General features: G+C 45.1%; 19 protein-coding genes and 1 other RNA gene. 3 read left to right on the forward strand and 17 right to left on the reverse strand.

Features of this window, described 5'->3' with window-relative positions; genetic code table 11:
• Window positions 1–8: 8 nt before the first annotated feature.
• The 10 genes from ACJ28U_RS06045 to ACJ28U_RS06090 all read right to left on the reverse strand — a co-directional run bounded on the left by ACJ28U_RS06045 (window position 9) and on the right by ACJ28U_RS06090 (window position 7,509).
• A complete protein-coding gene (locus ACJ28U_RS06045; RefSeq protein WP_010370162.1) occupies window positions 9–1,358 on the reverse strand; it encodes a cytosine permease in 1,350 nt (449 codons plus the stop codon).
• Window positions 1,359–1,635: 277 nt separating this feature from the next.
• A complete protein-coding gene (locus ACJ28U_RS06050; protein ID WP_407618683.1) occupies window positions 1,636–1,935 on the reverse strand; it encodes a hypothetical protein in 300 nt (99 codons plus the stop codon).
• 140 nt (window positions 1,936–2,075) lie between these two features.
• A complete protein-coding gene (locus ACJ28U_RS06055) occupies window positions 2,076–3,128 on the reverse strand; it encodes a mechanosensitive ion channel family protein (protein ID WP_099088236.1) in 1,053 nt (350 codons plus the stop codon).
• A 114-nt stretch (window positions 3,129–3,242) separates the two neighbouring features.
• Entirely contained in the window at window positions 3,243–3,863 is a 621-nt protein-coding gene (locus tag ACJ28U_RS06060) for a hypothetical protein (protein WP_407618684.1), read from the reverse strand.
• 136 nt (window positions 3,864–3,999) lie between these two features.
• Window positions 4,000–4,701 (reverse strand): amino acid ABC transporter ATP-binding protein, encoded by a 702-nt coding sequence (locus ACJ28U_RS06065; RefSeq protein ID WP_407618685.1) that lies wholly within the window; start codon window positions 4,699–4,701, stop codon window positions 4,000–4,002.
• A 12-nt stretch (window positions 4,702–4,713) separates the two neighbouring features.
• Entirely contained in the window at window positions 4,714–5,262 is a 549-nt protein-coding gene (locus ACJ28U_RS06070) for an amino acid ABC transporter permease (RefSeq protein WP_182080021.1), read from the reverse strand.
• Entirely contained in the window at window positions 5,243–5,380 is a 138-nt protein-coding gene (locus tag ACJ28U_RS06075; protein ID WP_407618686.1) for a hypothetical protein, read from the reverse strand. The genes ACJ28U_RS06070 and ACJ28U_RS06075 overlap by 20 nt, the downstream gene beginning before the upstream one ends.
• A complete protein-coding gene (locus ACJ28U_RS06080; RefSeq protein ID WP_407618687.1) occupies window positions 5,380–6,159 on the reverse strand; it encodes a transporter substrate-binding domain-containing protein in 780 nt (259 codons plus the stop codon). The genes ACJ28U_RS06075 and ACJ28U_RS06080 overlap by 1 nt, the downstream gene beginning before the upstream one ends.
• A 5-nt stretch (window positions 6,160–6,164) precedes the next feature.
• Window positions 6,165–7,376 carry a lyase family protein gene (locus tag ACJ28U_RS06085; RefSeq protein ID WP_407618688.1) on the reverse strand — a complete coding sequence of 404 codons (1,212 nt, stop codon included), beginning with the start codon at window positions 7,374–7,376 and terminating at the stop codon, window positions 6,165–6,167.
• Window positions 7,342–7,509 carry a hypothetical protein gene (locus tag ACJ28U_RS06090; RefSeq protein ID WP_172397608.1) on the reverse strand — a complete coding sequence of 56 codons (168 nt, stop codon included), beginning with the start codon at window positions 7,507–7,509 and terminating at the stop codon, window positions 7,342–7,344. Before ACJ28U_RS06090 ends, ACJ28U_RS06085 begins: the two co-directional genes overlap by 35 nt.
• A 177-nt stretch (window positions 7,510–7,686) precedes the next feature.
• Between ACJ28U_RS06090 and ACJ28U_RS06095 the strand changes: the two genes are divergently transcribed.
• Window positions 7,687–7,923, forward strand: a complete 237-nt coding sequence (locus tag ACJ28U_RS06095; RefSeq protein WP_099088240.1) for a hypothetical protein — start codon at window positions 7,687–7,689, stop codon at window positions 7,921–7,923.
• 66 nt (window positions 7,924–7,989) lie between these two features.
• Complete coding sequence (locus ACJ28U_RS06100) at window positions 7,990–8,235, forward strand: hypothetical protein (RefSeq protein ID WP_010370192.1); 246 nt, start codon at window positions 7,990–7,992, stop codon at window positions 8,233–8,235.
• A 260-nt stretch (window positions 8,236–8,495) separates the two neighbouring features.
• Here the strand turns inward: ACJ28U_RS06100 and ACJ28U_RS06105 are convergent, their stop codons facing one another.
• Window positions 8,496–8,648: a hypothetical protein gene (locus ACJ28U_RS06105; protein WP_407618742.1), complete on the reverse strand. Its 153-nt coding sequence runs from the start codon at window positions 8,646–8,648 to the stop codon at window positions 8,496–8,498.
• 465 nt (window positions 8,649–9,113) lie between these two features.
• Window positions 9,114–9,480, reverse strand: a transfer-messenger RNA (tmRNA) gene (gene ssrA, locus ACJ28U_RS06110).
• A gap of 174 nt (window positions 9,481–9,654) precedes the next feature.
• On the opposite strand from ssrA, the gene ACJ28U_RS06115 reads away from it, so the two are divergent.
• Window positions 9,655–10,641, forward strand: a complete 987-nt coding sequence (locus ACJ28U_RS06115; protein ID WP_407618689.1) for a GMP reductase — start codon at window positions 9,655–9,657, stop codon at window positions 10,639–10,641.
• A 48-nt stretch (window positions 10,642–10,689) separates the two neighbouring features.
• Here ACJ28U_RS06115 and ACJ28U_RS06120 read toward each other — a convergent pair whose 3' ends face one another.
• The 5 genes from ACJ28U_RS06120 to ACJ28U_RS06140 form a co-directional block, all read right to left on the reverse strand.
• Window positions 10,690–11,262 carry a hypothetical protein gene (locus tag ACJ28U_RS06120; RefSeq protein ID WP_060655506.1) on the reverse strand — a complete coding sequence of 191 codons (573 nt, stop codon included), beginning with the start codon at window positions 11,260–11,262 and terminating at the stop codon, window positions 10,690–10,692.
• A gap of 266 nt (window positions 11,263–11,528) precedes the next feature.
• The gene (locus ACJ28U_RS06125; protein WP_407618690.1) at window positions 11,529–12,302 is read right to left on the reverse strand and encodes a (S)-acetoin forming diacetyl reductase; all 774 of its coding nucleotides are present in this window, start codon (window positions 12,300–12,302) and stop codon (window positions 11,529–11,531) included.
• Window positions 12,303–12,464: 162 nt separating this feature from the next.
• A complete protein-coding gene (locus ACJ28U_RS06130) occupies window positions 12,465–13,229 on the reverse strand; it encodes a glucose 1-dehydrogenase (RefSeq protein ID WP_010370204.1) in 765 nt (254 codons plus the stop codon).
• Between the two features lie 102 nt (window positions 13,230–13,331).
• Window positions 13,332–14,321, reverse strand: a complete 990-nt coding sequence (locus ACJ28U_RS06135; protein ID WP_407618691.1) for a hypothetical protein — start codon at window positions 14,319–14,321, stop codon at window positions 13,332–13,334.
• Window positions 14,318–15,703 carry an SseB family protein gene (locus ACJ28U_RS06140; RefSeq protein ID WP_407618692.1) on the reverse strand — a complete coding sequence of 462 codons (1,386 nt, stop codon included), beginning with the start codon at window positions 15,701–15,703 and terminating at the stop codon, window positions 14,318–14,320. The genes ACJ28U_RS06135 and ACJ28U_RS06140 overlap by 4 nt, the downstream gene beginning before the upstream one ends.
• Between the last annotated feature and the right edge of the window lie 10 nt (window positions 15,704–15,713).

A 15,713-nucleotide genomic window follows, 5' to 3' on the forward strand; every position in this document is an offset into this window, starting at 1 on the left:
GTTTTCTATTACTTTTTAAGCAGCTTAGCCGCGATGTAGTAAATGACACCCGTTAATGCCATCGCCACGAACGTCACACCAATTGTTTGACTGATGATATCAACTGACTTCAAACCGAAGTACAAGGCAATACCAATCAACCAAGCACCGATGGCCAACCAGTTCAAGCCACCATTGTACCAGTACTTACCGTCAACCTTCGTGAATTCTGACAACTCATATTGTCCCTTACGAATAAAGAAGAAATCCACCAGGAAGACTGCAATTTCAGGACCCAAGAACATGCCGATGTAGTCCAAGAACAAAATGAAGGCATCCAAGAAAGTGGCAAACCATAATGGAATGAATGACACCAAAGTTGCACCAATCGTGACAATCCACAATGCAGGTGTCAACTTTAACTTATGCCACATGTTGGTCAACGCTGACCCAGCCGCCATCAAGTTAACTGCGTTAGCCGTTGTTGACGTAATCACGATAACTAACAAGGCGATAATCCCCAAGCCTAGCTTTGAAGCAATCGTTGATGGATCTGAATCATTTGGATCAAACGCATTGTTCATCAAGGCCGTTGCGATCGTTGCCGTCAAGCCAATGAAAGCAAACCAGAACAACCCAATGTTAGCACCCAAGAATGACCAACCCGTTGCCCCTGACTTACGCTTCGTGAAACGTGAGAAGTCAGAAGATGCCGTCACCCAGGCCAGGTTAAAGGCGGCCAAGATATCGATCGCGGCCCCTGATGAGATTCGCACCTTTGCTGGTGGCGTCCAGGCGAAAATATCCGCTAGTGACACGTGCTGGAACACCACAATTGATTCCCAAATCACGAAAATTGCGACCAAGATAATCCCGATACGTTCAATCATCCGGACCGAACGCTCACCCAATGAAATTGATGCCAAGTGCAACAATGACATGATGATAATCCCGATGACCAAACCAGCTTTGCCGCCTGCAGTATAGGCTTGCCAACCAAACAAATCCTTGAAGATCACCGAAATTGAAATGGCAGCGATAAACGTATTTGCGGCAGCCCATCCAATAAATTGCACGATGTTAATAATTGATGGTAAGAATGACCCACGCAAACCGAATGATGCACGCGTCAAGGCCATCATTGGCAACCCCGTTTTAAAGCCCATAAACGAAGCGAGTGCTAATAAGGCATATGACACCAATCCCGAAATAATCAGGGTCGTCGACGCAGTGTACATTCCCGCTGCGGCAATCACACCACCGATGTACCACGTCCCGTTGTTGGCATTAGCACCAACCCAAGTTGCAAACATATCCCAGTTTGACATTGTGCGCTTGTCAGTTGAAATCGCTTCAACTTGACCAAACTGCTTTTCCATATTCCCCTCCTTGCACCCAGGTATAAGGTAAACAAAAAGGGCCACTCCGTGACAAAAATGTACAGAGCGGCCCACTAATAGTCTACAGTTATCCTAGGTGACGCGCTCTTTGGCCAGTTCTCTGACTGACGGTTAAAAGAACTATTTATAATTTTCAACTTGGTCTACTATACCGACCTTGGTTAACAGCGTCAACCGTTTAAAGGGGAAGTAAAAACCTCGTAAAACGTTTAACGTCGCGCCACCAGTACGGTAACGCGACGTTAACTAATTTTTGTTAAATCTGCCCCGTAATGATACCAAGCACTGCTAGTAACATCACTACGAATGACCCCAGCGTACCAATCAACGCGACCCAGGTAATCCCACGTGGGACTGTCCAACCGTTTACGCCATCGTAATCACGCCATGTTTTGCGTCCTTGGAAAGTGACAAACACGATAATGGCGAATACTGATAAGACGCCTTGACCAATCACACTTAGGACTTGTGGTAGTCCGGTTGGCACGACCGAAAACAATGTGTAGTTTGCGACGGCAGCCAAGCCAACGACAATCGCTAATAATGCAGATGCCATCTCAAGTTCCCCTTTTCATTTCAATATTGTTACATCTATTGTAACGGGCTTCACACGTCTGCGCACGCTAAAAAGCCAAATAACTTAAAAAAGGTTAGCGTTTAACAAAAAACGGTAAACCCGCAGGCTTACCGTTTTGCTTAATTCCCCATTGGCGCTTCAATGCCGGCTGATAACTGAATATCATGTTCTGCCAAAATACGAATAATTTTCATATTAATATCAGCTCGTGTCCCAGCCCAGTCGGCGTCTGGCAACATCTTGAACTGTGCGACCGCCATAAACTCATGTCCCCGTGTCGTCACGGAATTGATGTACGCCTTTTGCGTATCAGCCGCAAATCGGTCATCAGCGGCCAACATTGCTTCCACATCAGCCATCGCTGCCATCATATCCTTCGTCTTAGTCGCAATGTCTAAGTAGAACGTCAACGTTAACTTGCGAGTCTCCATCCGTGACCAATTCGTAATTGGTTCATTCGATAGCGTCGCATTCGGCACAATCACCAAAGCCCCATCAAATGTCCGCACGAGCGTTGACCGGAATGTAATGTCTTCGGCGATTCCCTCAACCGACGGTGACGCAATCCAGTCGCCGATTTGGAAAGGCTTTTCAGTAATGATGATAATCCCACCTAACAAGTTCTTGATTGGATCTTGGGCGGCCATCGAAACGGCCAATCCAACCAACCCCAGTCCAGCGAACACCCCGTTTACATTAATGCCCCAGTCAGACAAAATCATCGTCACCGTTAAGGCCATGACGACAAATTGCAGAATGCGGGTCAAGAATGGCATCACAATCGAATCAATCTCCATGTGCACGCGTTCGCCCAAGTGCGCCAATAACGTTGTCAATGACCCCATCAACGTATACAGCCCATAACCGATACTAAAAATTAGAATCGAGCGATAAACCTGCGTCGCAAATGTAATCAGCAAATGTGGTGAATGGGCCGTGTGCAACGCCAACAGTAACCCTGAAAACAGCACGACGACGCGCGCTGGATTTTCAAACGCCATCAAGACGTCAATCCAGGCTTCAAAGCGCTTCGGAATCCGCTTCTCAATAAAGTGGAAAATGCCCCGGACGACACCACGAATCAACAAAAATGACACGATGACGATCAATAAGGCCAAGCCCAATGATTGCCAATCAAAGCTGTGCGCTAACCAGCGTTCAAACAACTTCATGTTTCTCTCCTCTGTTTAAAATGCTATTTTACTAATCTCAAATAATTACAGTTTTCAAGTATAACAAAGAACGCACGGTCGATTGACTGTGCGTTCCAGGTCTTTATCAAGTTTTTACTTCTGGTTCTTAGCTAACTGTTGCAGCTCATGCAACGTCGTCTTACTACCATTCAAACCTGTCGTTCGTTGACCATTATGCACATACGTCACGTATGGCAAGTTTGTCACCTCAAGACTGTCTCGGAATGATTTCTTCAGCGTGTACGCCCCTGTATCGAAATAGTAGACTTCATGATTTTTCGCGAGTTGCTTAATCACTGGCGATAACTTGCGACTATCTGGGGATGCCGCTGTACCGATATAAATGTAATAATCACCACTCGACCGGTCGTTAACAACGGCGTCCAACTCATTTTCAGCGATTGCCGTTGTCCGCTTTAAGTTGTTGCGATAATCACTTTGTGTGACCAATGAAATCCGATTTTCATGGCGCTCCACTTGCCAACTCACTAATGAGCCAATCACGACTAACGCCAAGAAGACGCCGTTTACTGCGATATAAACGGTTCTCAACTTAGGTAATAGTTCATCCGCTAGAATGTTAATCAGGCCAATCAACAGCAAGCCCCAGAATACATTCACGCCAAAGCCGAACAGGTGGTTAACCACCGCCCAAATGTATTCCAACACAAGGATGATAATTAAGCCGTATACCCACACTTTTTCTTTTCTCATCACAATAGCTCCTAAACATACTAATTTATAGTATATGGGAGCTTAGGGCCTCTGCCCAGCTTTCAGCGGATTCCTCATAAGAAATTTAAAAAAGGGCGCAAGCCGAAGTCGGTTTGCGCCCTTAGTTTTCAGCACCCTAACGCGTTAGAAATGCTGTGATAGCTGTATTTTGTTGTTCAGGTGCGAAGAAGTCATCGGCGCGTTCAAATGCTTGAACCCGTCCATCTGCCAGTAATAGCACATCATCCGAAATATCACGTGCAAACGCAATATCGTGTGTCACTAAGATAATTGTCCGATTAGGTAACTTGGCCACCTCAGTGATCATGTCCGTCACTTCCCGAATCGATTCCGGATCCAACGCTGAGGTTGGCTCATCCAATAACAGCACCGGCGCTTCCGTAATCAAGGCTCGTAAAATGCCAATACGTTGTTTCTGACCACCAGATAGTGAACTGGGATATTGTGTCGCAACCCCAGCCAAATTAAACTTTTCCAGTAACGCCATCGCACGTTCGCGGGCATCCGCCTTCGAATGCTGACCAGTCAGGTAAAGTGGCGAGGCAACATTATCTAGCGCCGTCAAATTCGCAAATAAGTTAAAGTGTTGAAACACCATCGCTGTTTGACCAGCTAAATCTGGCACACTGCCAGTCGTAACTGGTTGTAGGCCGTTCAACGTGCGAATCAATGTTGACTTGCCTGCACCAGATGGGCCGAGGATGGTTAGGACTTGTGCGGTGGGGATGTCAAACGACACCTCATGCAACACTTCCTTGGTGACATGCTTTTTATTCGTTGGCACCGTCACAACCAACTGCTTAACTGCCATTGTCATGATGTTACCCTCCTACATGTACCGACGATAATAGCGTTCTAACTTATTTTGCAAAGCAGAATACGCCACTACCAACAACCAATAAATAATCGCGACCGCTGCGTAGACTTCCATATACTTAAACGAACCGCCAGCGATTAATTTACCTTCACCAAATAGTTCCGTCACCCCAATGACAAAAGCCAATGCAGTCTCCTTCAAAATGCCAATCGTGTAATTGCCAAACCCTGGAATTGCGTTCACAGCAGCTTGTGGTAGCATCACATGTTTAAAGAAGGCCCACTTATTAATCTGTAGCGAGGTGGCCGCTTCCCATTGCCCGGCATCAACTGAATCAACGGCTGCTCGGAACGTTTCGGCCATATACGCCGCATACTTGAAGCCCAAAGCTAAAATGACCATCACTTCTGGCGACCAGGTCTTCAACGCAGGAATAATTTCAGGCAAACCGTAGTAAGCCAAGAAAATTTGCACGACCCCGGGTACAGCACGGAAGACTGACACATAGAACCGAGCAATCGCTTGTAACCAGCGATATCGACTACGACGCAACCAGGTCACGACGGCGCCGACCAGCGTTGCGATTACAAACAGCTCCGATGGTCAATAGTAAGGTCAATGGCACATATGGTAAGAGCTTTGGCATCACACCAATCATATAATGCACATCAAATGACATTACTTAAGCGCCTTTCCATTGATAATATCTTCACCGAAGTACTTGTGTGACAACTTTTGCAATTCGCCATCCTTGTACAACTTCTTCAAGCCAGCGTTAAAAGTCTTCGCGTCCTTCTTACCACTGGCTTCCTTCGTGAAGACCGCACCGTCGTGGTCAGCTGCAATCTTGTCAGGCAACATCTTCAAAGCCAATTGCTTGTCCTTGATCACCGCCTTCAAAATTGGACCTGAGTTCGTCACACCATCAACCTTGCCACCATTAGCAGCCGTCACTGCATCGTCGCGTGACTCAAAGGCACGTACGTCAACCTTCTTGTTGTACGCATTCAAATTCTTGATGCTCGTTGACCCTTGCACAGCGCCAACCGTCTTACCAGCCAAATCGCTGACCTTCTTGGCCTTGCTATCCTTTGGCACAGCAACTTGTTGGTTATACGTTGCGTACAACTTTGAGAAACGGTATTGCTTAGCGCGGTCCTTGTTGTAAGCAACCGCGTTTGATACACCTTGAATCTTCTTGCTGCTCAATTGTTGCAACAAGCTATCAAAGTCTCCGTTAACCCACTTCACCTTGTAGCCTTCAGCCGCAAACGCCTTGTTCGCAACTTCAACGTCAAAGCCAACCAACTTATCATTTTCCTTATAAGACGTTGGATATGACACACCAGTTGATCCCAATGTAATCGTCTTCTCAGCAGCGTGCACTGGCATATTAGCCAAAGCTAGTCCTGCGACACCTGCTGCAACCAACGTCATCATCTTTGTATTCTTCATCATGTTGTTTAACCTACTTCCTTCTCTAAAACATGTGCAATCAATGTTGGGATTGCGACGGTCGTCTTTTCAAATGACGCTACCGTCTTTAATTCTGACAAACTCGTTACCTTGGCAACCGCTGCATTCGCCATCAAATCGGTCAAAAAGTCCGTTTGCTGGTCAATGCTTCGTTGTGCCACCTCGAACAGAATTTCGTGCGCGGTTTGCTTACCCAGACGGTCCGCCAAGAACATCATAATGTCCTCCGCATAGACTAAATCACCTAGACGCGCCACGTTCTCCTGCATCTTGTCGACATTCACCACTAGACCATCAAGCATCGCAATGAGCGAGGTTAACTGACGATCAACATACTGGTGAATTTCAGGCAAGGCTAGCCACAATTGCTTCCACGCAATCGCATCACGTTCATTAACGCTCAACAACGCGTGCATCAACTGAGTTTGCGCGGCAAAAATTGGCTCAGCTAGCGCAGCAATTGCCTCAAAGTTTTCCGGATTGCGCTTGTGCGGCATCGTTGACGATCCAACTTGCCCAACAAATGGCTCAGCTAATTGCTGATTTTCCGTGCTAGCTTCGTTATAGAATTGCCGACCAATTTTGGCTAACGTTGCCCCCAGCATTGCCAATTCGCCAGTGTATGCCACCAAACGATCGGGTGCGTTGTGCCACGCAACGGTCTCAGTTTGTAAATGCAATTCAGCCATCAAGGCTTCTTCAACCGCAATTCCAGCCATACCAAGTGCCGAGTGCGATCCAACCGCACCAGCGAAGACGCCGGTTAATGTGTCGGCCTTCATCTGCGTTAACCGGTCAACGTGTCGCTGAATTTCATCCAGGTAGCGTGCTAAAACGAACCCAAATGTAATTGGCACCGCATGAACATTATGTGACCGCGCCATGTATGGCGTTTGGGCATACGTCTTGGTTAACGTTGCTAATTGCTTACGTAACGTTGTCAGAAGGGCTTCATACCGTTGATAGTGATCAGCAACTTGCAAAACAAGTCCTGTATCTACAATATCTTGGGTGGTTGCACCAAAATGCACATACTCACCAGCTTCTGGGCCAGCGATGCGCTGCATTTCTTGAATTAATCCCAACAAGGAATGTTGTTTTTCGTGTGAAATCTGGGCAATTCGATCAATGTCTAAATCGCCGAACGCCAAGTTCACAATTGTGTCAGCTACGCTTGCGGGAATTACACCCTTGCGCACCTTCCACCTTGGCTAGCGCTTGTTCCACAATAAATTGCTTCTCCAACTTGGCCTCTTCAGACCAAATTTGGCGCGCTTCGTCCGTCGAAAAATTGCCACCAATCACTTCATAGTCGATTGGATGTGCTGCCATGTTTGATACCTCCGTTTTTTCGGCTTGTATTACAACGACGATTATTCTGGACCCACTGGTTTATTTTGACAAATAAAAAAGTGTTATTGTCATTCAACCCACTAAATCAGTATTGAATTCGTACCGCCAGTAGCGCGATAATTAGATAAAGCATCATTCATTAAGAGGAGAATTACAATGACTGATATGACTAAATTAGCACGGCTATTCCAGTGGGCCTTGGTTCCTGTAATGGTTGTGCTGTTAATTCTAGAAGTGGTTCACGGCAGCACGTCCTGGTATGGGGTCGCCTTTCAACTTATCTTGGCAGTAGCTTTCACTGTCATGGGTCGCAGTAGCAACATTCGCATATACTGGTTGGTTGCATTTCTGGCGTTGGTAACGGCTGTCGTGAATGTTACTCACTTGTTATAGAAGCACCAATAAAATTCTAAGAGAAGGAACACACGCGTTTTATAAAAAACTGTGCAGGCGAACCATATGGTAACCACTACAAAAATCAAGGAAACTGCGACGACTATTGAATACCACTATTACGTCGAAAATCACAAATCAAACCCGGCAGATATCGGGCGTATCGTCTTTAAAAAAACCGGTGGCGCAACAACTTGGAGCGCCGAAAATGACCCTCGCAAAATTTACCTAACACATGCGATGCGCTCCTTACTCCGAGTGAAAATAGATACCGGTGTTTTACCAGATAAATCATCTGAAGCTTGGTATTAAAGCCTACCGGAGGCTACCAAATACAAAAGTGCACTCAAAATGGCTGGTAACATTTGTCTTAGCATTTCAAGACACATACGACATGCTGACGTACGTTGCCGGCTAGTTGGCGTTATCATTGCATAGCATTGTGTGTCGTTGTATTTTTACTCCTGTTTTGTTGCTTTTAGCCATTTCTCCTAGTAATATAGGTGTATAGAAAAAGCCCCGTTAGTGGTAGGACACTAACAGGGCTGACAAGTTCCAAGAGTTCTTAGTGGTTAGACATCTTCGTGTTCGGACGTGGATGTCTTTTCTTTTGTCTCGCTATTCACTCGTTTAACATCAACGTAACCGCTGACAATCGCACGAATGATTTTAGGTAACATCAGAATCAACACCACGAACACCGCAAAGATGCCACTTGCTGCCAAGTGAACCACTCTAAACTCCCGGATAATCTTTGAAACATTTTATATGTCCTCCCTGTTCCAAGAAAAATTGTAGAGAGAACAGTGACGCCATGTATCGCAGAACTTGCCGCGGTTTCAACGGGTAATTAAGCCGATCCACCGCATAAACTAGTATGCCCGACTAACGGCTCACTGTAAACGATTATCACGAGCACTTGTATAGAATAAAAAACGCCTTACAATCATGTAAGACGACATAAGGCAGGCAGCCACAATATTAAATTTAATTATGTTATTGATACCGTTACTCATTGGCCGAGCAACGGTATTTTTTTATTGTCTCACCCCATAAAAAAGAGGGTCACATTTGGGGTCGCAACTAATACAAAACAGTACATTTCAGTACAAAATAGTTGCGACCCTTCTTGTGACCCAATCACTTATTTATCAAGGAAAACGCCGGTATACCAACGTTTTCAACCTTATATATGGAGCCGAGGGGAGTTGAACCCCTGTCCTACCATCTCGTAACTAACACCTCTACGTTCATAGCTGAATAATTTAAATCTCGTCTAGTGCACGCCATTCCGCGCGGCGATCAGTTAGACCAGCCTGATTATCCTCTTCATACCTGCCCCAGACGGAGACAAATATGCGCAGATTGCTTAATTTTAAAACCTAGCTTAACCCACAATCAAAGCTATGCATAGGCAACGCAGGCTGGTTTTTAGGCAGCTACTGCGTAAGTGTTTTGTGAATTGTTTGCAGTTAATTCTTCTGAGTGGATTATAGGGCCACAACCCCTAAACGCAGTACTAGCACGAACAATGCCAGTCGATTCCGTAACGACCCCGTTAATGTACGGCTTTCGTACTTAATTATTATAACAATCTCTCAGAACATTCACAAATAAATAGAGAAGTTGTGCTTGTTTTTGTTTTTAGTTCGGTTATAATTGATTTGTTGGGTGGAACGCAACAAAATAGTCATTAAAACACGAACATTAATCAGACTTAGGGGAATTTAAATGGACTTTTCAACTGTATTCGACTACGAAGATATTCAACTCATTCCAAACAAGTGTATTATCGAGTCTCGCTCTGAAGCGGACACGTCTGTCACACTCGGCAATCGTAAGTTCAAGATTCCCGTTGTGCCAGCTAACATGCAAACGGTCATTAACGAGGAGTTGGCGATGAAGCTCGCCACTGAGGGGTACTTCTACGTCATGCACCGTTTCGAACCAGAAACACGTTTGGACTTTGTCCGTCGTTTCCATGAAGCTGGCACGTTTGCTTCAATTTCCGTTGGGATTAAGCCAGAAGAATACGAATTCATCGACGCTTTGCAAGCTGCTAACTTGACGCCTGAATACATCACCATCGATATTGCGCACGGTCACTCCGACGCCGTTATCAAGATGATTCAATACATCAAGGCCCACTTGCCAAATGCCTTTGTAATTGCCGGTAACGTGGCGACACCTGAAGCAGTCCGTGATTTGGAAAATGCGGGTGCGGATGCGACGAAGCTCGGTGTTGGTCCTGGTAAGGCCTGCATCACAAAGTTGAAGACTGGTTTCGGTACTGGCGGTTGGCAACTAGCCGCCCTCCGTCTTTGCGCGAAGGCTGCTAAGAAGCCAATCATCGCAGATGGTGGGATTCGTTATAACGGTGATATCGCCAAGTCAATTCGCTTCGGTGCCACGATGGTCATGATTGGATCATTGTTTGCAGGACACGCTGAAACACCTGGTGAAGTCATCGAAATGGACGGCGCTAAGTATAAGACATACTTTGGTTCTGCTTCGCAATTCCAAAAAGGCGAATACAAGAACGTCGAAGGTAAGAAGTTGTTAGTCCCTTACCGTGGCTACATCGATGATACCTTGCTTGAAATGGAACAAGATTTGCAATCAGCTATTTCATACGCTGGTGGTCGTCAATTGATGGATCTTAAATACGTCGACTATGTCATCGTTAAGAACTCAATCGTTAATGGGGATTCCTACTAAACAACAAAACGCCAAGCGAACTAAATCGCTTGGCGTTTTTAAATGCGTTTATAGCGCTGCCAACATTTCTTGCAACATTGACTGACGATAAATTGGGCGGTTGTTGAACTTACGACGTTCGACTTCCACTTCCTTTTCGGCACGGTCTGAAGCAGCCTTGGCGATTGCTTGCGTCTCCGTTGGGCCAACTGTACCTTGTGCTGACTGCATTTGCGTGAACAGCGCAATGTAGGCGTAGTACGCACCTAAGAACCAACCGTTAAAGTATGGCATGACCACATTCGCCTGGCCAATCTTGTCATGGTTGTGGTGCGTAATCTCGTGATATTCTTCTGACAACATACTCTTAATTTGCGCATACAAATCAGAAGCGTTCTTTTGGGCAACCTTTTCTAACGTCACAAAGTTATCCGTCGCAAACTTTTCAGCGCGGTCGACCCATTCAGCCGTTTGTTCCTCGGGATTGATATTCTCAACTTCCGCAAACACTGCCAAATGTGCGTCAATGTAGCCACGCTTCATCCCCGCCATCAACACCGGCTTCAGAATATTGTCGACCTTTGCCAAGTTCAGTGACTCGTTCAACTGCGCAACCGCCTGCTCAAACTGTTCTTCGATCATGTCGTCATCCTCATCTCATTTAATCCTTATTTACTATACCATAGCTAGCAAAAGCACCGCCATCTCAGTCGACGGCGGTGCTTTTCGGATCTACTTTTCGCTTGACCAGGCTGCCTCTCCAGGCACCCACGCTTAGTGTGATTATATGAGAGCTTGAGTATTGTTTATAAATGGTCAAACAACTATTTGTGAAATCATCATCAAACAAGAATAATTGTAAACTATTCTGTGAATAAAATCAATGTGAATTTGATAACAAGTCCAAATTAGTGGAATACCATCCCACCATCAACGACCAATGTTTGCCCCGTGATGTAATTTGAATCCTTGCCAGCCAAGAAGGCAACGGCTGATGCGACTTCTTCAGGCTCTGACAAACGACCAAGTGCAATGCCGTCTGAGAATTGGGCCATGCCCCATTCATCATCCTTACCAGCATTTTGACCAACTTCGTGGGCGATATCAAACATCATTGGTGTCTTAACGATACCAGGTGCAAATGCATTAACCGTAATGCCCAATGGTGCCAATTCCTTCGCCGTCGTTTGCGTGATACCACGGATTGCAAACTTAGTTGCCCCGTAGACCGTCAAATCAGGATTTCCTTCAACACCCGCTTGTGATGTGGCATTGATAATCTTACCCCCGTGGCCAGCCTTCTTAAAGGCTTCGACCGCCGCTTGCGTTCCCCACACTGTACCGTTGATGTTTGTATCAAACGTCCAGCGCATTGTCTCTTCGTCAACTTCCATGATTGGTGTCGTAGGTGCAACACCCGCGTTGTTGATCATGACTGTCAGATCCCCAAAATGTGCAACAGTCTTTTCAACACCGGCAAATACTTCATCACGCTTCGCAACATCAGCTGCAACAGCCAACGCTGCGTCAGGGTGAACTGCGTTAATTTCGTTTGCAACGCGTTCAACCTTTGACAACGTGCGACCAACAACTGCGACCTTGAAGCCGCCATCTGCTAAACGCTTTGCGATTGCTTCACCAATACCTTGTCCTGCGCCAGTAATAAATGCTACATCACTCATGTTAGTTACCTCTCAAATAACAAATTCCTAAATAAAATATCTCTTGCTCATTACTACACAAATAATAATACAACTTTACTTCCACTTTGTAAACGTTATGGTTTTCACAAAATAAAACAACCACAAAAAAAGCTCTAACATCGCTGTCAGAGCTTTGCTTATCTATTGTGCTGTGTAGCCACCATCGATCACGAATTCGGCACCGGTTGCAAACTTTGATTCTTCAGAAGCCAAGTAGACACAGATCCAGGCGATATCATCTGGTTCACCCATCCGTCCCATTGGTGTCTTTAAGCGTTGCGTCACGTAAGGTGCGACTGAGTCACCTTCACCAGAACCATCCGTCATTGGTGTCGCAATGTAACCTGGGTGCACCGTGTTCACACGAATGTTCAAATCATTTTGCGCTGCGTAGACTGCAGCTGACTTTGAGAACATGCGAACCGCCCCCTTCGACGCGTTGTATGAGGCCGTCATCGTATCACCAACCAAACCAAGGATTGATGACATGTTAATGATTGACCCACCACCATGTTCCTTCATTGCACGGAAGCCATATTGCGTACCGAGGTACATTCCATCAGCATTAATGCTCATCAACTTACGATATGCGTCAAAGGTATCGTGCTCAATGTCATTAGTTGCGCCGATACCAGCATTATTAACCAACACATTCAACGGACCAAATGCCTCTTCTGTGTAGGCAATTAAGTCCTGCCAACCTTGCTCGTCAGATGAATCGTGTTGTTGGAAACGAATCACATCTTCCCCGCCGAGTTCCTTGGCTGCCGCCTCACCAACATTGGCACGACGTCCCGTAATCACAACCTTAGCACCCTCTTCAATAAAACGTTGGGCAATTGCCTTTCCCAAACCAGTGGTTCCACCAGTCACAATTGCAACCTTCCCCGTCAAACGATCTACCATAGTACTTACCTCGCTAATTTCTTTTGATACTTCAGAGATTACCGGGCAATTATGAAGATTTTTGTTTTGAACACTTGGATTTGAAAACGTTTACAGGTTTGGCTAATTTTGTTCATATAGTTGGATGGCTTCGGGTACAGTGGCAGCTTTTCCTGTTTTTAAATACTTCGTCAATATATTAACTGTAGCTAAATCTCGCATATATTCCGGTAGTTGATTGATAATACTTGCACCTTGCTCGCCTAATTTAACTTGTTTTGCTGACATCTCATTAATTTGCGCAACATAAGGCAGTCTCGATAATTTCTTATTGTAGTTGTCATTCAATTCTTTTTTCGAAACATGAAATGCTTGATATATTTTAACGATTGCAACTACAACAATTAGTGAAAAAATCGAGGAATGATAAACAGATTCTAAGAGATAGGCAATCAAAAGCACAATAATCGCGATGGATCCGCTTAATGGCTGTTGCAACTCTTTTCGGGTCTCTATCAAAACGTCATCCATCAATTGTTTTTTTCTATTATCTAGTTGATACAATTGAGCTACATACTGGAGTTTTGATAATTCTATCTCTAATTTATCCGATACAACTGATTTCATAATAGGCTCTTCCTCGGATAAGGCTAACGCCGGTGTTAGTTGTAAGGGCGCTAATTCATATTCCAAAATCCGTACTGTTAATTCATCACTTACATGGATATCAATACCACCAAATTTTCCAATACCATTCTGGAATTCGCTAAAAACATCTATCTTTCGAACCATACTGTACGACCAATCAGTAACTGCAACATCCATATCCAGATAAACTCCAACGTAAAACGCACCGTTTTCTTCGGTACTCCCGACTAATTGTAAGTTTCCATCATCAGAAATAACAAAATCTCCATATTCCGTTAAACCCAAACGATGTTCGTTATCTGTACTGATAGGCCATAAAAACCAAGCATTCTTTATTTCTTCCGTTAAGGATTGAATGTACTCAAACCTGTCTGTCATACTTTCTTTTTCTTCAAGAAATGCTAATTTTTCACCTAGACCATTGTCACTTATCGGGAGATTAACGTAGTAATTCGTTCTCATCATATGCCCCACATATCGTTAAGTATTTCTGTTTTAAAAACACCCCTTCGCATATGGCCTCTCATTTGAACACCTTTCAACTGCTTATCAAGCATCATTTGCAGCACCTGTTGTCCTTCAATCGATTTGTCGCCATAAGGAAACATTCCAGGTGTTGGTGCTATGTAAAGTGGAAAATAAGCGTTATCGCCAACATAATATGTCATAAACTGACCATTTGAATCTTTTGGAACAACAAATCGAAACGACTTTGCTGCTGTCAATAAATCTTTCAAAGGTCGTTCTATATCAGTCTGATCAAGTCGTGCATTTACATAAGCATCAAAAATTGCCATCATTTCATCTCTAGATACGCCTTCTGAGGTAGCAGTTATTTTATCTTTTCTTATGTGGTGTGAATCAATTAATTCTTCACCTGTTTCTTTGCTATCTTGATTCGATATATGCTTCAGAACTGGCTGTTTTTCCTTTAATTTATGCTGCTGTTCCGTCACATAAATCGTGTCATCGGACAAACGATACAATTCATCCTCCATCTGCAACATCTTCGCCAAGCCGCCCCGTTTCTCATAGACTAGCCAGCGGCCCAGTGTGCGACCGCGGGGATGGCGATAGCCGTATACCGCACTCGCCAACGCCAGAAACAATAAAACGCCCATCGGCAATAAGGCATGACGGCCCAAACGCATTAGCACGATTAACGACACAACTAGCAGTCCGACCGTTAATTGATGGAGACTAGATCCTTTAGCCGCGCGACGGGCTTTTTTCTCAGTCTTGGCACGCAATTCTTCCAACGTATTACTAATCTGATTCGTCTCTTTCTGGCGGGTTTGCCAAGCTTCATTTCCAACCGGCACTGGCAATCGCTTGGGAAAGTCCGTCGCCAGCTGTCGTTCATACCACGGCGTACGTAAACGGACCAACTCGTGGCGTGGAAATTGGCGTTGCAACTCATCACGCGACACCATTAACTCGTCCGTACCATCATTCAACAATAAGCCGGCCACTTCCGGCGTTTGTTCCAACACATCAAAAATCACCGACGCTCGCACCCAGACCGTTGGCAAATCTTGTGCACTCGCTTCGTACTTTGTCGTACTACTATAAAGTTGCACATAGGTTTGGCCATCCTTTTCAAGTAGCAACGACAACGGGTAGTTCGCTGTCTGCCCAATCGCCACTTGGTAACCTGAATACAACACCCGTAATTGACTTTGTGGCACAGCAATCGGCGCCAATAACCATGACTTCTCTAACAACGGATAAATATCCTGTCGTTCACGGCGTTGACTACGATTAGACTGCGCAATAATCGTTTCCCGAATCTCCTTCTCTAACCGTGGATTCGTTAAAGTCAAATTCAAAAATAACCGTTTCATCATACTCCCTCTT

Origin of the sequence: Weissella sp. MSCH1 (assembly GCF_045799135.1) — a bacterium.
In the GTDB taxonomy this organism is placed as follows: Bacteria; Bacillota; Bacilli; order Lactobacillales; family Lactobacillaceae; genus Weissella.

Bases quoted from the DNA above. Each gene is read 5' to 3' on its own strand.
- ACJ28U_RS06060 (WP_407618684.1), bottom strand. From the start codon at position 3,863: ATGAGAAAAGAAAAAGTGTGGGTATACGGCTTAATTATCATCCTTGTG.
- ACJ28U_RS06120 (WP_060655506.1), bottom strand. From the start codon at position 11,262: ATGATCGAAGAACAGTTTGAGCAGGCGGTTGCGCAGTTGAACGAGTCA.
- ACJ28U_RS06045 (WP_010370162.1), bottom strand. From the start codon at position 1,358: ATGGAAAAGCAGTTTGGTCAAGTTGAAGCGATTTCAACTGACAAGCGC.
- ACJ28U_RS06140 (WP_407618692.1), bottom strand. From the start codon at position 15,703: ATGATGAAACGGTTATTTTTGAATTTGACTTTAACGAATCCACGGTTA.
- ACJ28U_RS06090 (WP_172397608.1), bottom strand. From the start codon at position 7,509: ATGGCAGCACATCCAATCGACTATGAAGTGATTGGTGGCAATTTTTCG.
- ACJ28U_RS06135 (WP_407618691.1), bottom strand. From the start codon at position 14,321: ATGATGAGAACGAATTACTACGTTAATCTCCCGATAAGTGACAATGGT.
- ACJ28U_RS06065 (WP_407618685.1), bottom strand. From the start codon at position 4,701: ATGACAATGGCAGTTAAGCAGTTGGTTGTGACGGTGCCAACGAATAAA.
- ACJ28U_RS06130 (WP_010370204.1), bottom strand. From the start codon at position 13,229: ATGGTAGATCGTTTGACGGGGAAGGTTGCAATTGTGACTGGTGGAACC.
- ACJ28U_RS06080 (WP_407618687.1), bottom strand. From the start codon at position 6,159: ATGATGAAGAATACAAAGATGATGACGTTGGTTGCAGCAGGTGTCGCA.
- ACJ28U_RS06125 (WP_407618690.1), bottom strand. From the start codon at position 12,302: ATGAGTGATGTAGCATTTATTACTGGCGCAGGACAAGGTATTGGTGAA.
- ACJ28U_RS06055 (WP_099088236.1), bottom strand. From the start codon at position 3,128: ATGAAGTTGTTTGAACGCTGGTTAGCGCACAGCTTTGATTGGCAATCA.
- ACJ28U_RS06075 (WP_407618686.1), bottom strand. From the start codon at position 5,380: ATGTCATTTGATGTGCATTATATGATTGGTGTGATGCCAAAGCTCTTA.
- ACJ28U_RS06115 (WP_407618689.1), top strand. From the start codon at position 9,655: ATGGACTTTTCAACTGTATTCGACTACGAAGATATTCAACTCATTCCA.
- ACJ28U_RS06095 (WP_099088240.1), top strand. From the start codon at position 7,687: ATGACTGATATGACTAAATTAGCACGGCTATTCCAGTGGGCCTTGGTT.
- ACJ28U_RS06100 (WP_010370192.1), top strand. From the start codon at position 7,990: ATGGTAACCACTACAAAAATCAAGGAAACTGCGACGACTATTGAATAC.
- ACJ28U_RS06050 (WP_407618683.1), bottom strand. From the start codon at position 1,935: ATGGCATCTGCATTATTAGCGATTGTCGTTGGCTTGGCTGCCGTCGCA.